Origin of the sequence: Thermomonospora umbrina (assembly GCF_003386555.1) — a bacterium.
Lineage (GTDB): Bacteria > Actinomycetota > Actinomycetes > Streptosporangiales > Streptosporangiaceae > Thermomonospora > Thermomonospora umbrina.
This window is the reverse complement of sequence record NZ_QTTT01000001.1, coordinates 6,811,596-6,835,177: the sequence shown is the minus strand read 5'-3', so window position 1 is coordinate 6,835,177 and position 23,582 is coordinate 6,811,596. Positions and strand designations below refer to the sequence as shown.

16 protein-coding genes and 3 pseudogenes are annotated in these 23,582 nt (G+C 71.2%); 7 read left to right on the top strand and 12 right to left on the bottom strand.

The features are described 5' to 3' along the window. Nucleotides 1-12 precede the first annotated feature (12 nt). Both DFJ69_RS30875 and DFJ69_RS30870 read right to left on the bottom strand, forming a co-directional pair. On the bottom strand, nt 13-390 hold the full coding sequence (locus DFJ69_RS30875; protein ID WP_116025840.1) for a YidH family protein: 378 nt from the start codon (nt 388-390) through the stop codon (nt 13-15). Between the two features lie 960 nt (nt 391-1,350). After that, nucleotides 1,351-1,890 (bottom strand): hypothetical protein, encoded by a 540-nt coding sequence (locus DFJ69_RS30870; protein ID WP_116025839.1) that lies wholly within the window; start codon nt 1,888-1,890, stop codon nt 1,351-1,353. A 57-nt stretch (nt 1,891-1,947) separates the two neighbouring features. On the opposite strand from DFJ69_RS30870, the pseudogene DFJ69_RS36375 reads away from it, so the two are divergent. After that, nucleotides 1,948-2,701 (top strand): annotated as a pseudogene (locus DFJ69_RS36375) (transposase). 694 nt (nt 2,702-3,395) lie between these two features. Here the strand turns inward: DFJ69_RS36375 and DFJ69_RS30860 are convergent. Then, entirely contained in the window at nt 3,396-4,016 is a 621-nt protein-coding gene (locus tag DFJ69_RS30860; protein WP_147312522.1) for a hypothetical protein, read from the bottom strand. Nucleotides 4,017-4,835: 819 nt separating this feature from the next. On the opposite strand from DFJ69_RS30860, the gene DFJ69_RS30850 reads away from it, so the two are divergent. Continuing rightward, the gene (locus DFJ69_RS30850) at nt 4,836-6,857 is read left to right on the top strand and encodes a helicase-associated domain-containing protein (RefSeq protein ID WP_147312521.1); all 2,022 of its coding nucleotides are present in this window, start codon (nt 4,836-4,838) and stop codon (nt 6,855-6,857) included. Between the two features lie 45 nt (nt 6,858-6,902). Next, complete coding sequence (locus DFJ69_RS30845) at nt 6,903-9,659, top strand: ATP-binding protein (protein ID WP_116025835.1); 2,757 nt, start codon at nt 6,903-6,905, stop codon at nt 9,657-9,659. A 50-nt stretch (nt 9,660-9,709) separates the two neighbouring features. On the opposite strand, the gene DFJ69_RS30840 is transcribed toward DFJ69_RS30845, so the two are convergent. The 9 genes and pseudogenes from DFJ69_RS30840 to DFJ69_RS30800 all read right to left on the bottom strand — a co-directional run bounded on the left by DFJ69_RS30840 (nt 9,710) and on the right by DFJ69_RS30800 (nt 16,226). After that, on the bottom strand, nt 9,710-10,048 hold the full coding sequence (locus tag DFJ69_RS30840) for a hypothetical protein (RefSeq protein WP_116027025.1): 339 nt from the start codon (nt 10,046-10,048) through the stop codon (nt 9,710-9,712). 106 nt (nt 10,049-10,154) lie between these two features. Beyond that, nucleotides 10,155-10,610: a hypothetical protein gene (locus tag DFJ69_RS30835; protein ID WP_116025834.1), complete on the bottom strand. Its 456-nt coding sequence runs from the start codon at nt 10,608-10,610 to the stop codon at nt 10,155-10,157. Nucleotides 10,611-11,884: 1,274 nt separating this feature from the next. Continuing rightward, a complete protein-coding gene (locus DFJ69_RS30830) occupies nt 11,885-12,145 on the bottom strand; it encodes a hypothetical protein (protein ID WP_116025833.1) in 261 nt (86 codons plus the stop codon). A gap of 77 nt (nt 12,146-12,222) precedes the next feature. Continuing rightward, nucleotides 12,223-12,740: pseudogene (locus DFJ69_RS30825) on the bottom strand (transposase); the annotation flags it as partial. Between the two features lie 68 nt (nt 12,741-12,808). Beyond that, nucleotides 12,809-13,441 (bottom strand): CoA transferase subunit B, encoded by a 633-nt coding sequence (locus tag DFJ69_RS30820; RefSeq protein WP_116025832.1) that lies wholly within the window; start codon nt 13,439-13,441, stop codon nt 12,809-12,811. Next, nucleotides 13,441-14,202, bottom strand: a complete 762-nt coding sequence (locus tag DFJ69_RS30815) for a CoA transferase subunit A (RefSeq protein ID WP_211328865.1) — start codon at nt 14,200-14,202, stop codon at nt 13,441-13,443. The genes DFJ69_RS30820 and DFJ69_RS30815 overlap by 1 nt, the downstream gene beginning before the upstream one ends. Beyond that, entirely contained in the window at nt 14,195-14,650 is a 456-nt protein-coding gene (locus tag DFJ69_RS30810; RefSeq protein WP_245974644.1) for a VOC family protein, read from the bottom strand. Before DFJ69_RS30810 ends, DFJ69_RS30815 begins: the two co-directional genes overlap by 8 nt. A 143-nt stretch (nt 14,651-14,793) precedes the next feature. After that, nucleotides 14,794-15,279: pseudogene (locus tag DFJ69_RS35900) on the bottom strand (fumarylacetoacetate hydrolase family protein); the annotation flags it as partial. Between the two features lie 242 nt (nt 15,280-15,521). Then, a complete protein-coding gene (locus DFJ69_RS30800; protein ID WP_116025831.1) occupies nt 15,522-16,226 on the bottom strand; it encodes a GntR family transcriptional regulator in 705 nt (234 codons plus the stop codon). Nucleotides 16,227-16,305: 79 nt separating this feature from the next. On the opposite strand from DFJ69_RS30800, the gene DFJ69_RS30795 reads away from it, so the two are divergent. From DFJ69_RS30795 to DFJ69_RS30780, 4 genes are all read left to right on the top strand, one after another. After that, on the top strand, nt 16,306-17,148 hold the full coding sequence (locus DFJ69_RS30795; protein ID WP_116025830.1) for an alpha/beta hydrolase: 843 nt from the start codon (nt 16,306-16,308) through the stop codon (nt 17,146-17,148). A gap of 49 nt (nt 17,149-17,197) precedes the next feature. Then, nucleotides 17,198-18,709 (top strand): FAD-dependent oxidoreductase, encoded by a 1,512-nt coding sequence (locus DFJ69_RS30790; protein WP_116025829.1) that lies wholly within the window; start codon nt 17,198-17,200, stop codon nt 18,707-18,709. 25 nt (nt 18,710-18,734) lie between these two features. Next, nucleotides 18,735-19,199, top strand: coding sequence for a nuclear transport factor 2 family protein (locus DFJ69_RS30785; RefSeq protein WP_170177866.1), 465 nt, complete (start codon nt 18,735-18,737; stop codon nt 19,197-19,199). A 642-nt stretch (nt 19,200-19,841) separates the two neighbouring features. After that, complete coding sequence (locus tag DFJ69_RS30780) at nt 19,842-23,510, top strand: protein kinase domain-containing protein (RefSeq protein WP_147312520.1); 3,669 nt, start codon at nt 19,842-19,844, stop codon at nt 23,508-23,510. The last annotated feature ends 72 nt before the right edge of the window (nt 23,511-23,582 follow it).

Genomic DNA, 23,582 nt, shown 5'->3' with positions numbered 1-23,582 from the left:
CCCGGCCACCGCTCATGAGGGCACCATCACCAGCGCCGTCGACACCAGCCCCACCCCGGTGATCACACCGACCAACACCCGCGGCAGCGCGGACGACGGCAACGGCTCCCCGTGGCGCAACGCCCGCTGATTGCGTCGCCACTCCAGATACGCGCCGCCCGGCAGCACCGCCCCCAACGCGATCAACGGGACCGCCAGCAGATGACGACCCCACGGCGACCCCTGAAACGGCGGCAGCACCTGCACGACCGCCAACCCCGCGATCACCAGCGCCAACGCCGTCCGGTTCCACGCCAGGAACGTCCGCTCATTGGCGAACGTGAACCGCGCGTCCGGCTCCGAACCACCCTCGCCGCCACTCGACCGCAGACCCCACCTCACACGTCGCATACACCGGGACAATAGCTCGCAGATGCCGCCTAATGCACTTACCGGAAATACATGCCGAACCAGCACCCAATGGGAAGGTTCTCTTACCTCGTCGACATTTCCGAGTTAGCCGCCATGGAAAGGCCGGAACGGGGCCTGTCAGGCTGAAATCTTCAACGAGTGCGGACGGCCCCGCTCATCAGTGCCGCCCTGCGGGGCATGGGGCCACCCCAGATCCGTCGACGGGTCTCGGCGCGGAGTCGGAGGGCGGGCTTGCCGAAGCGCAGCACACCCCACCGAGAACATGCGGTGCGCTCCGCCAGAGAACGTGTCGACCCCGACGCCGGGTCGCTTTCGGTGGCTGTTGACGTACTCGTGGATCTTGTCGGGCGGCCCGGTCGAGAGCGGACTGGGAGACGCGGCTGCCGGTGAGGTGGTAGATGAGGTCGGCGGTGCACACGTGCACCTTCTCGTGGGGCAGGTGGGAGGCGACCACGGGGGGTGGCGCGTTGTCCCGTGGGGGCGGGCGGGGACATGACGGCCAGAACGACGCTGAACGTCCCGCTCCCCGAAGGGAGCTGCCGGTCTCCACTGGTCGACGGAGATGCCCTGGTGACCGGAGACGCCGATAGGCGTTCTCCTCGTCGGTGAACGTCCCGGCAGAGCCGCAGCCGGCCGCGTCGCTGCGGCGCGTCCCCTCGGGTGTGTCGGGGAAAGAGGCCCGCGAGTAGACGATGAGCCGCACGCCGGCGATGGAGGGGTCGCCCATGAGCCGCCGTGAGGGCGTCCGGGTCGGGCGATGCGCGGTCGAGCGGCTGAACCGAGCGACGGAGTCGGCATGGTCAGCGGGCTCGGCCGTGGATGTGGGCGCCGCAAAGGTGCGGCCTCAACCGAGGGGCATCGCCTCACGGGGCTGTGGCGTGTAAGAAGAATCAGTGCCCACGGCCTCACGGCCGACATGCGGGGAGTCTGTTCATGAGTTCAGTCGTATAGGGACGCGCTCCTGCGTACGGCCTTCCCATAAGAGTCCGTATTCCGGTGGATCGTCTCGGGTGATGGCGGGGCAGGCCAGATTTGAATGAGATAGCTTTCGACCGGTTCGAAAACCGATGCGTCTATGGCGCTGTCGCGTCCCCGGGCGTATGCGCGGACTCGGTGGGTTCCGGCCCCGGAGGGAGTCAGCAGGGGTAGGGGTGCCGGGAGGTCGGCTCCTAGTGCGGCCACGACCATGCGGTCATGAGTGGTCTCCACCGTCAGTTCGACGATCTCATCCCAGTCGCCGCCGTCGATGTCCGGATGCCTCGTATGCACTCTGACCTCGGCCGTTACCGGGCCCCCGGCGATTCCCGTGGAGATGACGCATAGTCCCGGTTCGACGGTGATGAGGCCGTTGCCGAATCTCACTGGGATGTCCGGCGCGAGGATTGAGGCCCCGGTCCCGCGCTCGTCGAGTTCTTCCAGGATGAACCTGTGATAACTCACCGGCACGAGTCCGCGGCCGGTGGAAACCAGATCGCTCATGTACCAACGCTAAAGGCCGTCCCGTAGCGCTCGGCGCTCCCGGTCGTTGATCTTGGTGTGGAACGGCTGATGAATGCGGATGACATGGTGTGGGTGCCGGTGTTCTCGTACCCGTCGGTGCAGCAGTTCCGCAGGCTGGCGCGGATCGTGGCCGCCCGGGGCGGTGAGCAGACCGGGACCGGCCGCAGGTGGGGCTGTTGATCGCGGTGTACTACCGCACCAACCTGACGCTGCATCAGATCGCGATGCTGTTCGGGTGTCGAAGTCGGCCGCGCACCGGATCGTGGACCATCTGACGCCGCTGCCGGCGCTCGCGCCGGTCGCCAAGCGGCACGGGCCCGACACGGTCCTCATCGTGGACGGCGCCCTCGTGCCCACCCACGACCGGAACGTGTCGGCGTCCTCGAAGAACTACCGCTACTCGGTGAACATGCAGGTCGTCATCGATGCCGACACCCGGCTGACGGTGGCGGTGGGCCGGCCGGCGCCCGGCAACCGCAACGACTGCACCCGCGTTCGGCGACTCCGGTGTGGACCGGCGTGCCGTGGGCCGCGTGTGATGGCCGATGGCGGCTACTAGGGCAACCCGCAGGTGATCATGCCGTACCGCAGACCCCGCGACGGCGGTGACCTGCCCGAGTGGAAACAGGACCTCAACATCGTCCACAGGCCGGTACGAGCCCGCGCCGAGCACTCCTTCGCGCACCTGAAGACCTGGAACATCCTGCGGAACTGCGGTAGGAAACGCGACGGCGTCCATCACGCCGCCTGCGGCGTCGCTCTCATGCGCAACCTGACCATGACCGTCTGACCCTCGCGCGGGTGACGGAGAATTGCCGTCCCTGTCTCCAAGCCCCACCTGCCACCATGATCGTTACGGGACGGCCTTTAGGAGTACGCCGACAGGAAGAACGCCTTGAGCGCCCGCGCCCGCGCCCGCGCCCGCGACAACATGGTGCTCCTCGCGGTGCTGCACAATGCCTTCCAGGGGTAGACGCTGGCGTCAGCGGGCCCTCCAGCTCCCACAACGGCCTGCCCGCACCTGTTTCAGATGCACCACGTCCGAGGAGATCGCCCCGTCCGACAGCCCTGCCGCGGCCCGCGCCAGGACGAGGCCAGCCAGCATGTCGGTCTCCAGCGCTTCCAGGTCCTCCGGCGTTGCCAGCACTGTTGCGCGACAAGAGAGTGGGCTCTGGCCCACTCTCGATGGTGGTGGTGACCGAGTGTGGTGTGCGGGCCAGCGGTAGTGGAGTATCCGGATCCGCAGGAGGTCGAAGTCCTCCACTACGACCGACCCGCTCCGATCACACGGGTCCGATCTCGTTCAAGGTGGCTAGGCCACCAAGTGCCGAGCTGCGGGGTTGGCCGGCTCGAACCAGACGCTTTCGGTGCCGAGCCCCGTTGAATGTGGCCTGTGCGAACCGGGATACCGCTCGGTGTCTCGTTGAAGCCGGCCTGACAGGTCACGGTTGCCCCGCTCGGCCGGCGGGCCGCGGTCTCCGGTGCTAGGGCCAGTAGGGCCGGGCCTTGGAGGCGGCGGCGGCGAGCGCGGCGCCGTCGAGTTCGACCGCGGTGAGCGGAACTCCCGCGATGGGCCATTCGACCAGGAACTCGATGGGCTCGGCGGGCGGCAGGGGCCACAACCACAACTCGTCGTTGGACTCAACGCTGTCACCCGACCCGCTTCCCCCACCCCCGCCGGAGAAGACCAGGACCGGCGGCGTCGGCTCGGACTGCGGAGGCGGGAACGGGTCGTCGCCGATCGCGACGGCCTTCGAACCGTCGGGAAACCGGACCCCGAAGCGGCGGATCGAGTCCGGGAGCTCCATGCCCTTGCGGCGGGGCCGCGAGTGACCCCAGAACGCCTGCTCGAGCTCCCACCAGCGGTCCTCGTCCATGTCCCCGCGCCGGGCGGAGATCTGCACGTGGAACAAGACACCCGCCTCGAAAACGCCGGCGTGGCTGAGCGCGATGACCGCGTTCGCGTTCTGCACGACCAGCCGTTCGATCGGCACGACTCCTCCCAGCACGTGGCTGGGCGGGCCCTCCCACGGCTCGGGCACATACTCCTGCTCCGAGCCGTCCTCATCGTCAAAGCCGACCGAAACGGAAGAGAAGAAACTCATGTGATCAAAGTAGTCCACGACCGGCACAGCCCCAGGACCGCGCAACCGACCCCGGAGCGCCCGCCGTATGAGTCCAGGCCAGATACGAACGAGACAACGAGAAGTTCGACCTCACCAAGGCAAGGCCCCGCGAGACGGGACAACACGCTCCGTCACCGGCTTCATCGAGAGTGGGCCAGCGCCATAAGACCCTTCACCACTACCGAGGAGCGCCGCGTGGCCGGGCCGCTCCCCCGGCAGCGTGACCGCACCTCGTCCCCCGTGATCCGGGCGGCCTCGCCACGACCGCGCACCTCACCGACAGCGAACGGTGAGCTGTACGACCACCTGACCGCGTACGCAGCGGCCAACGGTCGCGGCCTGCTCCTTGAGCAAGAGCGCATCTTATGGACCCACGCACACGCGACCGTGATCACGGCCCTCTACGGGCTCTGACGGTCCCCGGTCGGCGTCGCGTCGATGGGGGTAGAACTCGACCGGGGCGGCCCCCGCGCTCCACGGATGCCTGTGCGGCGTGACACGGCCCGCGCTCACCGGCCGAGGCCGTCGGTGACCGCTCCCCGACCGCACCCCGGGCGTCGACGCCGACGTGAGCGGAGAGCGCCCAAAGGGCCCTCCGCCGGGCGTCCCGGGTAGGCCGGATTAGCGAGGGTGTTCACGTGTCCCGGACGGGTGGGAGGAGCGCGTCCCGCCCGTCGGCTCGGGCTCGCCGACGTCGTCGAAGCATTTTTGTGGATTCGCGGCGGATGCCGGGGTGTGTGCGCTTGTGTGGTGCTCGTTCGCTTCTCGGATCCGTTGGGCCGCGGAGGGAGAACGGGTGTGACGGGAACGCCGTTGCGGGACCGGCTGGCCGCGCTCGAACAGCATGCGCTGGCGGAGGTGCTGGCGGCCCGGGCCGATGTCTGTGGGCCGACCGAGCCCGGCGGGTGGAATGATCTCGCCCACCGGCTCGAGCAGCGGCCGTCGGTGGAACGGGCACTCGGAAGGTTGACGCGGCCCTCCCTCCAGGTGGCGAAGATCGCCGCGCAGCTCGGGCGGAACGCGACCAGGGAGTCGATCACGACCGTGCTGGGCGGGCCCGGCGCCGCCGTGGACGAGGCGTTGACGGCGTTGGAGCGGCATGCGCTCGTGTGGCCCGGTCACGGCGGGGTGCTGGACGTCGCCGGACCACTTCGCGAGCGATGGCCCACCCCGTCCGAGGTTCTGTGGAGCGCGCCGTTCGACCCGTTCCCGCCCCGGCTCCCGACCGTTCCGGTCGATCGGGAACGGGTGGAGGCGACGGCCGCGGCGCGGCTGGGAGAGTTCGTCGGGCATGCGGCGAAGACGCTCATCGAGTGCGCGAGGCTGCCGTTGCACGTCTTCAAGACGGCGGGGCTTCAGCCTCGGGCGCTCCGGCGGGTCAGGGATGCCGCGGGTTGCGACGAGGCGTCCGCGCGGCTCGTGTTGGCCTGTGCGAAGCGCGCCGGGCTGTTCGTCGTCGATGGGGAACGGCTCGGCCTGTCGCCGGGCGGTGACGCCTTCACGCATCTGCCGCCGGGTGAACAGGCCGCCCGGCTGCTGTCGGCGTGGTGGCTGCTGGAGTCCGCGCCGACGCGTACGCGTTCCGACGACGGCGGGCGGCTCCATCCGCTGAGCGCCAAGGCCGCCTGTGACGGCTGCGCCGAGGTGCGGCACGAGCTCATCTCGGTCCTGCGGGAGGTGCCGGAGGGTCAGGGCGTGCACGCGCCCAAGGATCTGGCCGGGGCGCTCGGCTGGCGACGGCCGCTCGCCTGTGACCATCGACCGCACGGCCCGCTGACGAGGGAGGCCGTGCTGCTCGGGCTGGTCGCGCACGGGGCGCTGTCCTCGTTCGGCGCGTTCCTGGCCGCCGGAGACCATGCCGGTCTGGTACGCAGAGCCTCCCAACTGCTCCCGGCGTTCTCCGAGCACGCCACGATCGGCCCGGGCTTCATGGTGACCGTCCGGGGGACGCCGTCGAGGCGGCTGGCGAAGGAGCTCGACGCGGTCGCCGACGGTTTCGTGGGGCCGGTCTGGCGGATCGGCGACGACAGTCTCCGCAGGGCCCTGGAGTCGGGCCTGGGCGCCGCCGACATCGAGGCGCGCCTCGCCGCCAACAGCGCCGAGCCGCTCCCGCCGTCGCTGCGGAGCAAGATCGCGAAGGTGGCGGGCGGCCACGTTCCACCGCCCCGACTGCGCGAGGTGCCGGCCACCTGCGTCTTCCACGGCACCGACCACGAACTGCTCGCGCGCGCCGCCCGACACCCGGCCCTCCAGGGCCTCGGAGTGCGGCTGCTCTCCCCCGGGGTCCTCATCGCCACGGGCCCGCGCGAGAGCGTCCTGGCGGCCCTGCGCGCCGCCGGGTACCACGCGACGGCCGAAGATCCCGGTCCCGGGCCGCTCCCCCCTCCGCCCTCGCAGGAGCCGCCGCCCGACTTCGACGCCCTCGCGGAACGGCTGCGGAGGAGACCGCACGTCCCGCCCCGTTCACCGGCTCGGACCCGGCCGGCCGGCCCCCGTGCCGCGACGCGTTCGTCCCCTCGGCGGACGCCCCTGGAACGGTGGCTGCGCATCGTCACCCGACAGTGCCCCGACCTGGACTCCGACGAGATGCGGCAGCTCGCCGAGGCCATCGCGGAGGACGAGCGCGTCCGGATCGCCTACGTCGACCAGAACGGCGTGGAGACCGATCGCGTCATCGCCCCTCCCTACGAGCCGGTGCGGATCAACAGGAAAAGGCTCCTCAAGGCGGTCTGCGAGCTGCGCAGCGCGCAGACCGGACGGCGGGAGGAACGGAACTTCCACTTCTCCCGCATCCAGTCGGTCAGAACGGTGGACGACTGACCCCTCGCCCGCACCTGAACCTCGCCGCGTTGTTACCGTTCAGAAGTGTTCTTTGGGCGTTCGGAGGAGATCTCCCGGATCGACGGGCTGGTGGCCGGCGCTCGTGCCGGGTCCGGTGGTGCGCTGATCGTTCGAGGCGACGCGGGGATCGGCAAGACCGCGCTCCTCGGGCACGCCGCCGAGTCGGCCGCCGGCCTGCGGGTGCTGCACGGCGTGGGCATCGAGTCCGAGATCGAGGTGCCGTTCGCCGGGCTGCACCTGCTGCTCCATCCTTACCTGGACCGCATCGCGGCGCTGCCGGGACGGCAGGCCGACGCTCTGCGCACGGCGTTCGGCCTGACCGGTGCGGGGGCGAGCGAGCGGTTCCTGATCGGGGCGGCGACGCTGTCGCTGCTGTCCGAACTGGCCGGGGACCGACCGCTGGTGTGCCTGATCGACGACGCCCAATGGTTCGACCCGGCGTCGGCGGACGCGCTGGTGTTCGCCGCCCGGCGGCTGCGGCTGGAGCCGGTGGCCGTCCTGTTCGCGGTCCGCGACGGGGCCGGGCGCTTCCCCGCCCCCGGCATCCCGACGCTCTCGCTGCCCGCCCTCGACCGCGCCGATGCCATCTCCCTGCTCGACCGGCATGGGCGGGACCTCGCCGGGCCGACCCGCGCGCGGATCCTGGCCGAGGCGCAGGGCAACCCGCTGGCCATCATCGAGTTCACCGCCGCGCTCACCGACCGGCGCGGGCGCGCCGGCTTCGCCCGGGCCCTGCCCGTCGAGCCGCTGCCGGTGGCCGGGCGGGTCCAGGGCGCCTTCCGGGCCCGCATCGCCGATCTTCCGGAGCCCACGCAGCGCCTGCTGCTGCTGGCGGCGGCGGACGACACGGCGGACCTCGGTGTGGTCCTGCGGGCGGCCGAACGGCTCGGCCTGTCGGCGGCCGACATGGAACCCGCCGAGCAGGCCCACCTGATCGACCTGACCGCCGGAACGGTCACGTTCCGGCACCCGCTCATCCGGACCGCGGCCTACCGCGGCGCGCCCCACGCCCAACTGGTCTCGGCCCACCGGGCGCTGGCCGACACCCTCACCGGAGAGCGGTACGCCGATCGCCGCGCCTGGCACCTGGCCGCGGCCACCACGGTGCCCGACGAGGCGGTCGCGGTCGAGCTCGAGGCCGCCGCGCGCCGCGCCGCGCAGCGCGGCGGGCCGGCGGCCGTGGCGACCGCGTTGGAACGCGCCGCCCATCTGGGCACCGACCGGGTGTTGCGCGGCCGGCGGCTGGTCGGCGCGGCCCGCGCCGCCTACGACGCGGGCTGGCTGGATCGGGCCGCGGAGCTCTCGGCGGGCGGCGCGGAGCTCACCACCGACGAGTCCACCCTCGCCGAGGCCGCCTGGATCCGGGCGCAGGTCGCCTACGAACGGGAATCCCCGGCCGCGGCCGCGACGCTGATGCTGGACGGGGTCATGCCGATCCTGCGATCACATCCCGAGCAGGCCGTGTCCATCCTCACCGACGCGATCGGATGCGCCAAGGACGCCGGTGCGCACGACCTGATCCGCCTCGCCGCGCAGCGGTCGGCGACGGTGCCGCTGAAGCCCGGCTCGGCGCTGGGGCCGGTCGCCGAAGGCGTGATCGGGCTGGGCGACCTCATCGACGGCGCCACCGCCGGCGCCGTCACCGGCATGCGCGCGTTGGTGGGCGCGGCCCGCCGCGGCGAGGTGACCGGCCTGGTGGAACGCGTGCTGGCCGGATACCTGGCGCTGATCGTCGCCGACGACGAGGACGCGACCGACGTGCTGGAGGCGCTGGCCGCCGACACCCGTCGGCGGGGGTCGCTGGGCTGGCTGCCGTACGCGCAGGAGCCGCTGGCGATCGCCCAGCTCCTGCGCGGCCGGTTCCGCGACGCCGAGGCGACCCTCGCCGAGGCCCTGTCGCTGTCGACCGAGCTCGGCCAGGAGACCCAGACCACCATCCTGAACGCCATCGCGGCCTGGCTCGCGGCGGTCGTCGGGGACGAGACCCGGGCCGGGGACGCAGCCGAGAAGGTCCTGCGGGACGAGACCCGGCATCCGACCAACGCCGCCCTCGCCGCCTGGGCACTGGGCCTGCTCGATCTGGCCCGGGGACGGTTCGACGCGGCGGCCGGCCGGCTGGAGACCGTGTGCGCCGGTCCGGCCCGGCGGGACTTCCTCATCCGGGCCGTCCCCGACCAGGTGGAGGCCGCCGTGCGCAGCGGCCGGACCTCGCCCCACCTGCCGGCGCTGGAGCACTGGGCCGAGCACACGGCACGGCCCCACGCCGCCGCGCTGGTCCACCGGTGCCGCGCCCTACAGGCCACCGGCGACGACGCCGAGGAGCACTACCACGCCGCCCTCCGCCTGCACCACGAGGCCGGAAGGCCGTACGACCATGCTCGGACCGCGCTGCTGTACGGCGAATGGCTGCGTCGCCGCCGCCGCCGAACCGAGGCCCACACCCGCCTCACCGACGCCCTGAACGCCTTCGAACAGATGGGCGCCGCGGCCTGGGCCGCTCGGGCCGACACCGAGCTGAACGCCCTCGGCGACCGTCCGGCGGCCCGGCCGCACGAGAGGGACCCGGTCGCCCGGCTCACCCCGCAAGAGCTCCAGGTCGTCCGGCTGGCCGCGGCCGGGCTGAGCAACCGCGACATCGCCACCCAGCTCTTCCTGAGTCCCCGCACCGTCGGGCACCACCTCTACCGCGCCTATCCCAAGCTCGGCATCGGCAAACGGACCGACCTCGGCCGGTTCTCGTTCTCCGACCACCGACCGGGTCGCCGTACGGAGGGCGGGTGACCGACGCGGCCTCCTCGACCGGCGCTTCGAGCGGGCCGTCGGGGGTCGCGTCACGCGGGCAGGGCGTCCCCCGGGAAGCCGTGGCACGGGTGGACCTCACAGCGGATCATTTTCGCCCGCACGCAGGGGACTGCGTCCATGATCTCCTCGGCCTCCTCGGGCGGCACGTTCATGATCGCGACTCCGGCGAGGGTCTCGGAGGCGGCCGGACACAGGACCGCGATCACCCCGTCGGCGCGCAGCGACACCATGCGCCGTCGGTGTTCCCGTTCCGTCGCCTCGGCGCCGTCCCTGTGCCGTTCCGGTCCCCACCACAGGAGGGCCAGGCTGTAGGGCCTCGCCGTTTCGGCCAGATGCCGAACCTGCTCATCGGTGACGGTGGTGCTCAAGATGCCTCCTCTGATCTCGGCGCGGACGCCGTGGGTCGGCTCGCGCAAGGCACCGGCGGGGGGCGGGCTTGAGGCCCTTGGTACCGCCGCCGGTGCCCGCAGCGGGTCAGTGATCGCCCTGCGGGCGTTCCACCCGGGTGCTGACGCTCTCGTAGCCGCCCCCGCCCGGATACACCCAGGCACCGCTCAGGACGTCACCGGTGCTGTCGAAGGACGCCCGCATGTACGCCGGCGACCCCTTCTTCCCGCCCCAGATGGTCAGGACGTCGCCCCCCAGCTCGTAGACGTAATCCAGCGTGTCCCCCTGATGGCCGTAGTAGCGGCTCTTGAGGTCCTCACCGGGGCCCTCGGCACCGAACGGACGCTCCCGGCCGATCACCTCGATCCCCTTGATCCGCTCGCCGTACTGCGTGAGATCCACCTCTTGGATCAGGAAGTACCCGCCCTCCATCCAGCGATAGGTGACGGTGCCCTCGGCACCACCGGTGACCTTCCAGGTACCGACCAGGCGGTCCAGCGCGGCCAGTTCGGGATCGCGGGGGCGCTCGACGTTCTCGCTCATGCGGCGGTCCTTTCCTCTCACGCCCCGCCGCCACCTGCGGCAGGGGCCATGACCGAGAAGCTATGACCGCGGCTGTCAGTATCCGCATCGGTCGAACTACTGGCGTCCGCACGCTCCTCGTCTCCATCGGCCGGACGGACGCCCCGGCCGGGCCGTGGCACACGAGGACGCGGAATCGCGCCCCACATGGCGATCCGCGCGGAAGAGCACGGCGTACGGCAACGTCCGAGCGCTCTCCCGGACGCGGCGTGGAGCGCGAAGCAGACGGAGGGCCCACGAAGACGACCACCCCGACGCACCCGCCGCCAAGACGACGGCACACCCTGACGCACCACCTCCGACGATGGGCTGAGCCCTCCCATCTCGGGACCGGCTCAGCCCATCGGCATCCCAAAGCTCCACCGCCGACCGCAGAGGGACCGGCGACGTCGAACCGTTGAGGGGCGTCGCCGTGTCCGCGAGCAGGGCTGGGCAGAGATCGAGCAGGACACGGTCTGGAAAGTGATCAACGGTCCGGCGAAGCCTGGCGATCGTGCCGAGACCATTGAAGAACAGACCCGTTCGGGCCGTGGCGGGCGTCGTGCTGACGGCCGCCCTCACCGCTGCCGTCTCCCTGGCGGCCGTCCAGCACCCATGGAGGCCTTGGCGACGACCTGACCGACGTGGTCGTCGGTGTCAGGGTCGGGTCGTGCCGAAGTAGGCGTCGGAGATGGCGTGGGTCTTGACCAGCTCGGTGACGGGCCTTGGGCGGTGACCCGCCGGACGGCGGCGGCCGGATCCGACGCGCGGGGGCGCGGTCCCGCGCGCACCAAGGGCGCTCGGCGGGTACTGGACGTTTGCGAAGTTCCCACTGCTGGGGCAAGGCCCGGTCAGAGGGCGAGCACGTCGATGACGCGTTCCCGGACCGGTCTCAGGGTACCGACGGCGGGCGGGGTGGCTCAGCGGCGAGTTGGGCGTCCATCGCGCCGCGCAGCTCGGTCAGAAACGTCTCGAACCGTTCCAGGAATTCGGGGGGTGTCCCTATGGGATTCGTCAACGGTTTGGTTCGTCGAGCTTGGGGTGGCTGTCTCAAGGCTGGGAGGACGGATCCCAGTTCGCTTGAAGCTCAGCGCATGTGATCTTGATGGTGGCTGCGGTGAGAGCGAGTTCGTGGGTGCAGCCTCCGGGTGTGGGGAGGATCGCGTCCAGTCGCAGGCTGTTGAAGGCCGACCGGTCGAAGGGGGCGCCGTCCTCGGTTGCGAGCTCGACAGAGGTGACGCCGCTGTAAGAGATCGTCAGCCCGTTGTGTCCGGGGACGGGTCCCCGGTCGAAGCGCAGGTCGAAGGAGGCCGACGGATTCGTTGTCGGTGGTGCCGCGCGGAGAACGAGGTCTTGACGCAGTTCAGAGCGGAGAAGTCAAAGTGATCGGGGTCGGTGGCGAACGCCCGGGCACCGGCGGGGAGTGCGTCGTGGAGGCTGGGCAGCACCGCCAGGTAGGGCTCCGGGTCGTGCCAGTAGGTCCCGTGTCCGCGGCGCTCGACGACGACGTAGTGCATGACCTGACCTTTCACGGAGACGCGATGTTCCCTGGAGTAGATCTTGCCAGGTCAGGGCGTCAGATCCTTTGGGTAGGTCATGCTGCTTGAGCGGCGGGTTTACGGTCGGGTTGATAGGGCTGTTCGTCGCGAAGCCTGGCGTAGATGACATCTGAGCGGCGGCGGGCCAGGCAGATGAGGGTAGCGTTGTGCTTCTTGCCCTCGGCTCTCTTCTTGTCGTGGTACGCCCTGCTCACGGGGTCGGACAGCGACGCGAACGCGGACAGGAACATGGCGCGTTCGAGGGCCTTGTTGCCGCCCTTGGGTGGGTGTTCGCCCTTGATCGAGGAGCCGGACCGTTTGGTGTCAGGCCGGTGTAGGCGGCCAGGTGTTCGGGGGTGGCGAAGGCGGCGATTTCGCCGATCTCCAGCAGGATCCGCGCGGCGGTCCTGACCCCGATCCCCGGCATCGTGGTCAGGACCGGGGCGAGAGGGAGCGCATCAAGGATCCTCTCGACCTGCGCGGCGACCTCTGCGCGTTGTTCGTGGACCGAGCGCAGCGAGCGGGCCAGGCGAGGTAGGACGGTGGCGGCGGCTGTTGTGCCGGGGACCACGACTCGACCGCTGCACGCGCTGATACAGGGCCAGCGGCCTGAACACGGCGGCGCCCGGTCCGGGGTGCCGTTCAGTCGGGGAGGATCGGGGCGTCGGTGGCGGCGCGGACCGCCTGGGGCGTGACCTGGGGGGCGGTCTCGATCAGGCGAAGGCCGTCGGATGTGACGTCGAGGACGCACAGGTCGGTGATCACGCGATGGACGCAGGCGCGTCCGGTGAGCGGCAGGGTGCATCGGGCAACGATCTTGGGTGTGCCGTCCTTGGCGGTGTGCTCGGTGACGACGATGACGCGGCGCGCACCGTGGACGAGGTCCATGGCACCGCCCATGCCCTTGACCATCTTTCCGGGGATCATCCAGTTGGCCAGGTCACCGGCCGCCGAGACCTGCATGGCGCCGAGGACGGCGACGTCCAGATGTCCACCGCGGATCATTCCGAAGGAGAGCGCGGAGTCGAAGAAGGAGGCGCCCGGGCGGGCCGTCACGGTCTGCTTGCCGGCGTTGACGAGGTCGGGGTCTACCTCGGCCTCGGTGGGATAGGGTCCGACGCCCAGGATTCCGTTCTCCGAGTGCAGCGTGACGTGTACGTCTTCGGGGAGATATTGGGGGATGAGGGTGGGCAGGCCGATGCCGAGGTTGACGTAGGCGCCGTGGGGAAGCTCGGCGGCGGCGCGGGCGGCCATCTCGTCGCGGGTCCAGGGCATCAGAGCCGTACCGTCCTCTTCTCGATGGTCTTGTCGGCGGCCTGGGCGGGGGTGAGCGGCAGCACCCGCTGCACGAAGATCCCGGGCAGGTGGACCTCGTCGGGCGGCAGCTCGCCGACGAATTCCTCGATCTCCGCGATCGTGATCCGGCCCGCGAGAGCGGCCAGCGGGTTGAAGTTACGGGCCGAGGAGTGGAAGGCCAGGTTGCCGTGCCGGTCGCCGCGGGCCGCGTGAACGAGGGCGAAGTCACAGGTGATGGCAGTTTCCAGGACATGGTCACGGCCGTTGAAGGTGCGGATTTCCTTGGGCGGGCCGGCCTTCGCGACGCTGCCGTCCGGGGCGTGGCGCAGCGGGATGCCGCCCTCGGCGGCCGGTGTTCCGACGCCCGCCGGTGTGTAGAAGGCGGGAATGCCCATGCCGCCGGCGCGGAGCCGCTCGGCGAGTGTGCCCTGCGGGATCAGTTCGACCTCCAGCGCCCCGGTCAGGTACAGGTCGGCGAAGAGCTTGTTCTCTCCGACATAGGAGGCGGTGACGCGGGAGACCTGGCCGGACGCCAGCAGGAGGCCCAGCCCGCGGTCGTCGGTCCCGCAGTTGTTGGACACCAGCCGCAGATCGCCCGCGCCGGTGTCGCCCACGGCGCGGATGAGGGTCTCGGGGATGCCGCACAGGCCGAATCCTCCGAAGGCCAGGGATGCTCCGTCGTGGACGTCGGCGACGGCCTGCGCGGCGTCGGCCACGTACTTGGTGGTCTGCTCAGGCACTGTGTGATCCGGTCATGAGGGCGGCGAGGCCGTCGGGGTGCAGGAATGAGGGCGGAGGTGGCGGGCCCCAGTTGAACAGTCCCCTGGCGCCCTCGAGGACCTCGTCGATGTCGTCGACCTGCCAGGAGCTGTGGTGCAGGAATGTGACGGGGGCGTTCATGATCAGGACCTTGTGGTGGTCGGTGGAGCAGCGCAGGAACGCTGCGGCGTCCTTGATGTGGTCGCCGGCCTTGAGGCCGAGGCCGTCGCGGAAGAAGCCAAGGGTGACCGCCAGGTCGGTGGTGCCGAGCACGACGTGGCAGACCCCCTGGGGTGGACGGGCCTTCGCGCAGGATGCCGGGGGCGCGGCCTCCGGTCCGCACGTAGCGGTCGGGGCCGTTGTAGGGGCCGAGGGGCCGGGGACGTCGGGCACTCCCATGGTGAAGGAGGCCAGGCGATGCAGGGCCATCGGTGTCTCCTAACGGACGAAGGTCTGGCGCAGTTCGCCGATGCCGTCGATGCCGCTGACGAGCTCGTCGCCGGGGGCCAGCCACGCGCTGCGGGGAACGGGCCCACGCCGACTCCCGCCGGAGTGCCGGTGAAGATGACGTCCCCGGGGAGCAGCGGCAGGATCGCCGACAGCCGGGCGATCAGCGTCGGCACCGGGAAGATCAGGTCGCGGGTGCGGCCCTTCTGGACCTGCTCTCCGTTGATCGCGGCCCGTAGCTCCAGGTCGGAGGGGTCGGCGATGGAGTCGGGGGTGACCAGCCAGGGGCCCATGGGGGTGAAGCCGGGCAACGACTTACCCAGGCTGAACTGCGGCGCCGGCCCGGCCATCTGGGTGACCCGCTCGGAGACGTCCTGGCCGATCGTCAGCCCGGCCACGTGCGACCACGCGTCGGCCTCCGCGATGTGACGGGCCTCGGTGCCGATGACCACGACGAGCTCGACCTCCCAGTCGGTGTGGCCGCCTTCGGGCAGCCTCACCCTCGTCACCGGCCCGGTGATGCTGGAGGCGAACCTGGTGAACACCGGAGGCAGATTCTCCGGTACCGCGAACCCCGACTCATCGGCATGGTCGCGGTAGTTCAGCCCCACCGCGAGCAGTTGACGCGGGGCGGGCGCCGGCGCTCCGAGGTCGGCGGCGTCGAACTCCGTCCCCGCAGGCAGGTCCGCGGAGGAGGCCCAGGCACGGAAATCGGTCCAGCGGCCGTACACGGTCTGCGGGTCGGACGAGAAGACCCCGCCACTGACCGTCTCCACGTCAACGGCACGGCCTGCGTCGGTGACCAGGACGAGACGATCGGACAGATTTGCGATGCGCAATGAGGACTCTTCTCTCACGCTGGGGAGGCGAGCCGGGGGTTGGGCACGTCGGCTGCACAGATGATGAGCAACTGAGCGGTATGGGCGATGTGGTCGCGGAGCAGCCGGGCGGCCAGGTCCACGTCGCGGGCGACCGCGGCGTCCAGCATCGCCCGGTGTTCGCCGGCCAGGTCGCGGTCGGGTTCCTGGCCGAACGACACCGACCACTGCCGGTACAGCTCCGCCTCCTCCCGTAGCGCTCGTGCGGTGGCGAGCAGCCGGTTGTTGCGGCAGCCGTCCAGCAGGGCCAGGTGGAAGGCCGCGTGTGCCGCTGACCATTCGTCTGTCGGATGGGTGGGATCGTCGGTGTCGACGAACGCCGTGCGTTCCAGCACGTGGTGCGCGGCGACGGCCCTGGCCTCCCACTGCATGTCGCCGTCCTGCACGGACAGCCGCAGTACCAGGGACTCGATCTCGACCCGGGCCTGGGTGAGCTCGGCGAGGTCGCTGTGGGACAGCGGGGTGACCGCGAACCCCTGGTGTGCCTGGGTCGTGACCAGCCCCTCGCCGGTCAGCCGCACCAGCGCCTCGCGAGCCACGCCCACGCTGGTCTGGTAGCGCTCGCACAGTTCCGAGAACTTCAGCCGCTGCCCGGGCTCCATCCGGCCGCCGAGGATGTCGGCGCGCAGCCGGTCGTAGACCGCGTCCACGCGGGTGGAGCCGCTCTGAGTCTGCGCCATGGCGGCGACCGTAACAGATATTCGATGATCGGGGCTATTTTCGAATCTTTCTTGACCAATCGAATGTGACCGAGTACACATGACTCCACTCACCTGCCCCGAGAGGAAGAACGCGGTGGAGACCGACCTGGTGTACGCCCGTCCCGAGAGCGCCGAGCTGCGGCTCGACCTGCACGTCCCCGAAGGCGCGGACGCCGCGCCGGTCGCGGTGTACCTGCACGGCGGGGGATGGCTCACCGGGAGCCGCAAGGACGCCCCCGAACGGCTGCGAGCTCTCACCGAGCACGGCATCGCCGTCGCCGCCATCGACTACCGGACCAGCGACACCGCCAAGCTCCCCGCCCAACTGGACGACCTCGCCGCGGCCGTGGACTGGCTGAGGCGCCACGGGGCCGCCCACGGACTGGCCACCGAGCGGATCGGTGTGCTCGGCGCCTCCGCGGGGGCGCACCTGGCCGCGCTGGCCGCCCTGACCAGCGGCGGCGTCCAGGCGATGGTGGGCTACTTCGGCTACTACGACCTCACCTCGCGGGCCGCCCAGGCGCCGCCGGACCCGTCACTGGCGCCTCCCGCGGCCGTGCTGGACACCGTCTGGCCCGACTGGGTGCCGATGCCGCCCACCCTGACCTATCTGCAGGCATTGCTCATCGGCGTTCCCGAGGACGAGGCGAGCGACGAGGACCTGCGTCCGGCGAGCCCTGTGGCGCATGCCGCCCCGGGCGCCCCGCCCATGCTGCTCCTGCACGGCACGGCCGACGCGGTCGTGTCCCCACAGCAGAGCCGGTGGCTGGCCGAGGCGGTGACGGACGCCGGAGGCACCGCCGAACTCGTCCTCATCGACGGCGCCAACCACGAAGACCCCGCGTTCGCCCGGAGCGATGTCGCCGCCACCGTCGCGCGCTTCCTGCGCGCGCACCTGTGACCTGCCTTCAAAAGCGGCCCCCACGAGTCCCCCAGAGCAAGGAGAACCCATGGACAGCGACGTCGTGGTGGTCGGCGGTGGCCCTTCCGGCCTGCTGACGGCCGCCGAACTGGCCCACGCGGGAGCGAGGGTCACCGTCCTGGAACGACGGCGCGAGCCCGTGGCCTCCCGCGCGGGGACGATCCTCCCGCGCGTGCTGGAGATCCTCGACTCCCGGGGCCTCGCCGGCCGCTTCGTCGAACGGGCCCGCGCACTGCACGGCGTCCCCACCGTTCCCGTCCACATGTGGGCCGGGCTCGGACCCGTGCACTGGCACCATCTGGGCTCCAGGTTCGGCTTCGGACTGATCCTTCCCCAGGGCATCACCGAGGAGATCCTGCTCGACCACGCCCGCCGGCAGGGCGCCGACATCCGCCAGGGGGCCGTCGCCGAGCGGATCACCCAGGACGACCACGGGGTCCAGGTGGGCTTCCGCGACGGCGACGACCGCGCCGAGACCATCACCGCCCGGTACGTCGTCGGCGCGGACGGCGCCCGCAGCGTCGTCCGCCGCCAGGCCGGCATCGGCTTCGAAGGGCACGACGCGACCTTCACCGGCATCGTCGCCGACGCCAGGATGGAGTTCCCCTTCGGCGCGGCCGGTCACCACATGACCGACAACGAGCATGGCTGGTGCATGACCTACCCGTTCGGCGACGGAACCGAGCCCATCACCCGTTTCGTCATCGTGCACGCCCAGCGCCGCGCCGCCCCCCAGAACGAACCGGTGACCGCCGACGAGGTCCGGCGCTGCCTGCACGAGATCTTCGAGACCCCGATCGAGGTCGACGAGCTCGCGTGGGCCTCCCGCTACACCGACGCGCAACGGATCGCCCCCCGCTTCCGCGACGGCCGCGTGCTGCTGGTGGGAGAGGCCGCCCGCGTCCACTACCCGGCCAGCGGCGTCGGCATGAACTTCTGCCTTCAGGACGCCTTCAACCTCGGCTGGAAGCTGGCCGCGGTCGTGAACGGTCACGCCGGAGAGGCCCTACTCGACAGCTACGAAAGCGAGCGCCGCCCGGTCGCCCTCGAGCTGCTGGAGAGCGTCGAGTCGCAGGGCGCCGTCCAGCACGACTTCACCCCGGAGGGCATCACCTTCAAGCGCATGTACCAGCGCGAGATCCTTCCGATCCCGGAGGTGAACCGGCGGACCGCGCTGGAGCTCAACGGACTGCTGTCCCCCTACCCCGCCCAGCCCGGCGCCCACCGCCTCACCGGCATGCCGGCACCCGACCTGGAACTGCTGACCGCCACGGGCACGGTACGAATCGGGGAACTGCTCCGCGAGCACGCCTTCGTGCTCGTGGATCTCACCGACGGCAACACCTACCGCGACCTCGGCCACGACCCGGCCCTCGTCGGCGTCGTCACGGGAGTGCCCGTGCTCCCGCCCGCCGAGCTGGCAGGCGTGCGCAGTCTGCTCGTCCGCCCGGACGGGTACGTCGCCTGGGCCGACGACCAGGAGCCGGTCCCGGACTCGGCCACTACGGCGATCAACAACTGGATCAGCACCGCTCGCTGACCGCACCACCCAGATAGGACGAATCGTGCCGGATCTTTCCTTCACCCAGGCCCGCGCGGACGACCGCGCCCTCATCACCGCCGTTCTACACCGCTACGCCCACACGGCGCGCGACAAGATGGACTTCGACGACATGCTTCCGCTGTTCGCCGATGACGCGCGGGTGCTGCTGCCCGACGGCACGCCCGTACCGGCCACGTCGCTGTCGGACGTCCTGCGAGGCGAGGAGGCCGCCTACATCCGCCACCATCTCACCACCATCGACATCGTCTTCGACGGCGACGGCACCGCCCGCACCGAGGCAGCCTTCCTGGCCGTCACGGACGAGGCCGCGCCCGACCACTGGGGCTGCTGGCGCGACGTCTTCACCCGCCAGGCCGACGGCAGGTGGCTGATCAGCGAACGCGCCATCGTCGTGGACGGCGGGGCACCCGAGGGATGGTTCCACCGCCGGTACCTGGGAGCAGCCGGCGATAGCGGCCGGCGCTGAAGGACTCGACAACAGCGCCGTAGCCGCAGCCGGTCCGGGGTGGGAGGCCGCGGCGCGACTGCTGGTCACGCACGAGGTCCTGCTCCACATGCGGCTGCATGTGGAGCAGGACCTCGTGCGCACTCCGTCTCTGATGCACATGTGGCTTGTCTTGGTGGTGCTGCTCGCGGGGCCCGCCGGTCCTGGTTCTGGAGGGCCGCCCCGCTTGCGTGTTTCCGGCCGACCGCCGCAACCGCTCCAGCGCGGGCACGCCGCTCTTGGCGATCGGCCGGTACCCGACGTTCATCGAGTGCGCCGCCAGGCAGGCGGCGATCGAGACGCCCAGATGGGGACCGTCCGCCGGAAACCGCCGTGAACGCCTCGGCCGGCGACGGCTCCCACGACATCACCTCCAGGATCACCTCGGGCAGATCGACGCGGGGCAGCATCGCGGTGGTTCGGGCGCGCAGGTCGACCAGCGTCGGCGGTTCCTCAACGGACTTCACCCCCGGACAGGCTTGGGTGCTGCCGAGATAGACGCGGAGGAAACCACCGAACTCGTCCCGGATCCGCGTCGTCGTAGTGGGTTGTTGATCGTTCACTGATCGTGGCGGGCGCGGGCGGCCTACCACCACAGGCGACGTTCTGGATGGGGTGATCTGGGTGTCGGGTCGGCTGGAGGCGGGAGATCCCGAACGGATCGGTGAGTTCTGGCTGTCGGGACGTCTGGGCGCCGGTGGGCAGGGTGTCGTGTACGACGCCTACGCTCCGGACGGGAGCCGGGTGGCGGTCAAGGTGCTGCACGGAGTCCAGGGGTCGCCCAAGGAACTGGAGCGGATGGCCGCCGAGGCGCGGGCCGCGCAGCGGGTCGCCTCGTTCTGCACTGCCAAGATCCTTCAGGTGCGGCTGGAACCGCCCCGGCCCTACATCGTCAGCGAGTACATCGACGGCCTCAGCCTTCAGGACACCGTCAACGGCACCGGCGAACGCCAGGGACGCCGGTTCACCGGGGACGATCTGCACCGCCTCGGGATCGGGGTCGCCACCGCGCTGGCGGCCATCCACCAGGCACGGGTGGTGCACCGTGACCTCAAGCCCGGCAACGTGATGCTGGGCCCGGACGGGCCACGCCTGATCGACTTCGGGGTCGCGCGGATACTGGACACGCATACGGCCACCGAGGGCGGCGGGTTCGCCGGGACGCTGCGGTACATGGCGCCGGAGGTGTACGCGGGGCAGCGCGCCGGGGCCGAGGCCGACGTGTTCGCCTGGGGCGCGATCGTGGTGTTCGCGGCCACCGGCGAGCACGCATTCCGGGGCGGCGCGCTGCCCGAGATCGCCCACCGGATCCGCACCCACCACCCCGACCTGAGCGCGCTGCCCGAAGCGCTGCGTCCCTTGGCGGAGGCGGCGCTGGCCAAGGACCCGCTGCACCGCCCGTCCGCGCGGACGATCCTGGCCGCGCTCACCGAAGACCCCCGAGAAGGCGCGGGCGACCTGGCGGAACTGGTCGCCTCCGGGGCCGCCCAGTCGGGGCTGCGGACGCGGTGGGAGCCGGGCGACCCGGCACTGGGCAAGGTCGCCGAGGACGCCTACGCCGCCCTGCCGCCGCACGAGCAGAGTCTCGTCCCGGAGGTGTTCCTGCGGTGCGTGGTGCCTGGCGAGGACGGGAGCCTGGCCACCCGTCCCGTGGCGATCGCGGAACTGGCCGACCGGGACGATCCCGCCGAGTTGCGGGCACTGCAGCACCTGACCCGGGCATTTCATCCGCTGCTGGTCGAGACCGACCAACAGGTCGTCCTGGCGCGTCCGGCAGTGCTACGGGCCTGGCCGCGGCTGCGGAGCTGGGTCGCGGACGAGCGCGAGGGGCTGGGCACCCACCAGCGCATCCGCCAGGCCGCCCGTACCTGGGACGATCACGGGCGGCGCCGCGGCGACGTGCTGACCGGCGCGCACCTGGACGAGGCCGTCGGCTATGCCACCACCGCCGGGCGCCGCCAGTCCCTCAACCGGCTGGAACGCGGCCTGCTGGAGGCCAGCACCCGCGCCCAGACCGCGCGCAGCCGCCGTACCCGCATGATCGCGGTCGTGCTCGCGGTGACCACGGTGCTGTCGCTGACGGCCACGGGATGGGCGGTCCAGGCACAGCGAACCACCGTGCGGCAGCGCGACACCGCGGCTTCACGGCAACTCGCCGCCCAGAGCCGGCAGTTCAGCGCCATCGCCCCGGACAAGGCGGCCCTGCTCGCGGTCGCCGCCCACGGCATCCGTGAAACCGCCGACAGCCGCGCCGCGCTGCTCAACCTCGTCGCCAACCCGGCGCGCGGAGTCCTGAGCGGATACCAGCGCAATGCCGTCTCGGTCTCCGCCGACCGCGACGGACGGTTGCTCGCCATCGGCAACGACGACGGCACCATCGCACTGTGGGATGTGCGAAGGAACCGCCAGATCGGCGGTTTCCTGCGCCTGTACACCCCCTCGCTGCCGCGGGGAGGGGCGTCGGTGGCGTTGAGCCCGGATGGCCGGACGCTGGCCGCCGCCATCAGCGAAGTGGACGACACCGGCGAAGTGCTGCAGAAGGCCGTGCGACTCTGGGACGTGCGCACCCGCCGGCCGCTGGGCGACCTGCCCGTACCGTCCCAACCCGATTCGGTGGTCTTCACCTCCGATGGAAAGAAGGTCGCCGTCGACAACGGCCAGGGTGTCGCGCTCTGGGACGTACAGAGCGGCCGCCAGCACGGTCCCTTCATCCCCTACCCGTCCGCCGGGAGCGCCGACGTCTCTCCTGTGATCGACTCCCGTGCCACGACCGTGGCCGTCGGCGAGGTGACCGGCGACGGCCCGGACACCGTGGGGCTGTGGGACCTGGCCACCGGCCGGCGCACCGCCTCCTTCCCCGTGAAAGGCGAGGCAACGGCGGTAAGCCCGGACGGACAGACCGTCGTCACGCAGGAGTACGCGAAGTCAGACGATCGCCTCAACGTGTTCCTGTGGGATGCGCGGACCGGGCGGCAGCAAGGCGGCGCCATTCCCCTGGACCTTGCAAGCACCGTGGGACCGTTCAGTCCCGACGGGCGGGTCGTGGTCGTCGGCTCCCAACTGTGGGAGAAGAGCGGCACGCACGTCGGTTCCATCGGAACCGAAGGCGACGGCTCGATGAGCGTCGCCACGTTCGCCGACGAGGACACCGTGGTCTCCCTGGACGGGGACGATCCCGCGAGGGCGATGCGGCTGTGGGACGTCAGCGTCCACCAGCCCGATCACCGTCCCTTCCGCGTCGGCCCCCCCGAGAACAAGATCCACCTCGGATTCAGCCCGGACGGACGGACCCTCGTCAGCGACAACGGCGTGTACGGCGGCGGCTCGGCCGTGTTCCGGACGTGGGACATCACCACCGGGCGGGAGACACGACCGGCCCTCCCGGCGGCGGGTACACCGATGCTCACCTCGCCCGACATGATCACGGTGGCCCCCGGCGGACGGACCTTCGCGACCGGCAACCTCTACGGCGAGGTCAGGATCTGGGATCCGGTGGCGCGACGCGGATACGCCCCGGGCGGCGGCCCGCAGGGCCGCATCAGCGCGATGGCCATCAGCCCGGACGGGCGCGTGCTGGCCACCGGCGGAGGCTCACAGGGTGAAACGAGCTCCCCGACCGTCGACGGCAAGGTGCAGTTGTGGGACCTGCGGACCCGCACCCTGATCACCAAGCGGCCGCTCTTCTCGTCGGGCACCGAGGTGTCATCGCTGGCCTTCAGCCCCAACGGCAGGACGCTGGCCGCCGGCACCGGCCGGACGGTCCGGCTCTGGAACGTCTCGGACCACAAGCCGCTCACCCAGATCAGCGGGGTCACCGACCAGGCCGGCGTCCTGGCCTTCGCCCCCGACAACCGCACCCTGGCCATCGGCGCCGCCAACACCACCGTACTGTGGGACGTCCGCGACCGGCGCCAGATCGGCACCCCGCTCACCGGCCACTCCGCAACGGTGACGGCCCTGGCCTTCAGCCGCGACGGGACGACGCTGGCCACGGGCGGCCAAGACCAGGTCGCCAGGCTCTGGGACGTCGCCGGCCAGACCCAAAGAGGCGCGCCCCTCGCCGGTCACGGCGGGCCGGTGGAGTCCCTGGTCTTCACCGGCGACGGGACGTCCCTGATCACCGGCGACACAAGCGGGACCGTCCGGCGATGGAACGTCGCCATACCCGCGGACCCGGTGGCGATCGCCTGCTCCATCGCCGGTCGCACCCTCACCCGCACCGAATGGGCCCAGTACGTCGCGCCCGGCATCGGCTACCGCGACATCTGCCCATCACTGAGCCGACCGCGTTGATCCCGCGCAACCCGACCGGCGCTCGCGTAGCCGAGGGGATGGGCCAGGATGCTCCCAGACCACGGTGAGCTC

Coding starts and splice junctions, on each gene's coding strand:
- DFJ69_RS30790 (WP_116025829.1), top strand. CDS start 17,198: ATGGACAGCGACGTCGTGGTGGTCGGCGGTGGCCCTTCCGGCCTGCTG.
- DFJ69_RS30860 (WP_147312522.1), bottom strand. CDS start 4,016: ATGAGTTTCTTCTCTTCCGTTTCGGTCGGCTTTGACGATGAGGACGGC.
- DFJ69_RS30870 (WP_116025839.1), bottom strand. CDS start 1,890: ATGAGCGATCTGGTTTCCACCGGCCGCGGACTCGTGCCGGTGAGTTAT.
- DFJ69_RS30810 (WP_245974644.1), bottom strand. CDS start 14,650: ATGGCCCTGCATCGCCTGGCCTCCTTCACCATGGGAGTGCCCGACGTC.
- DFJ69_RS30820 (WP_116025832.1), bottom strand. CDS start 13,441: ATGCCCTGGACCCGCGACGAGATGGCCGCCCGCGCCGCCGCCGAGCTT.
- DFJ69_RS30875 (WP_116025840.1), bottom strand. CDS start 390: ATGCGACGTGTGAGGTGGGGTCTGCGGTCGAGTGGCGGCGAGGGTGGT.
- DFJ69_RS30800 (WP_116025831.1), bottom strand. CDS start 16,226: ATGGCGCAGACTCAGAGCGGCTCCACCCGCGTGGACGCGGTCTACGAC.
- DFJ69_RS30830 (WP_116025833.1), bottom strand. CDS start 12,145: ATGCACTACGTCGTCGTCGAGCGCCGCGGACACGGGACCTACTGGCAC.
- DFJ69_RS30795 (WP_116025830.1), top strand. CDS start 16,306: ATGACTCCACTCACCTGCCCCGAGAGGAAGAACGCGGTGGAGACCGAC.
- DFJ69_RS30835 (WP_116025834.1), bottom strand. CDS start 10,610: ATGAGCGAGAACGTCGAGCGCCCCCGCGATCCCGAACTGGCCGCGCTG.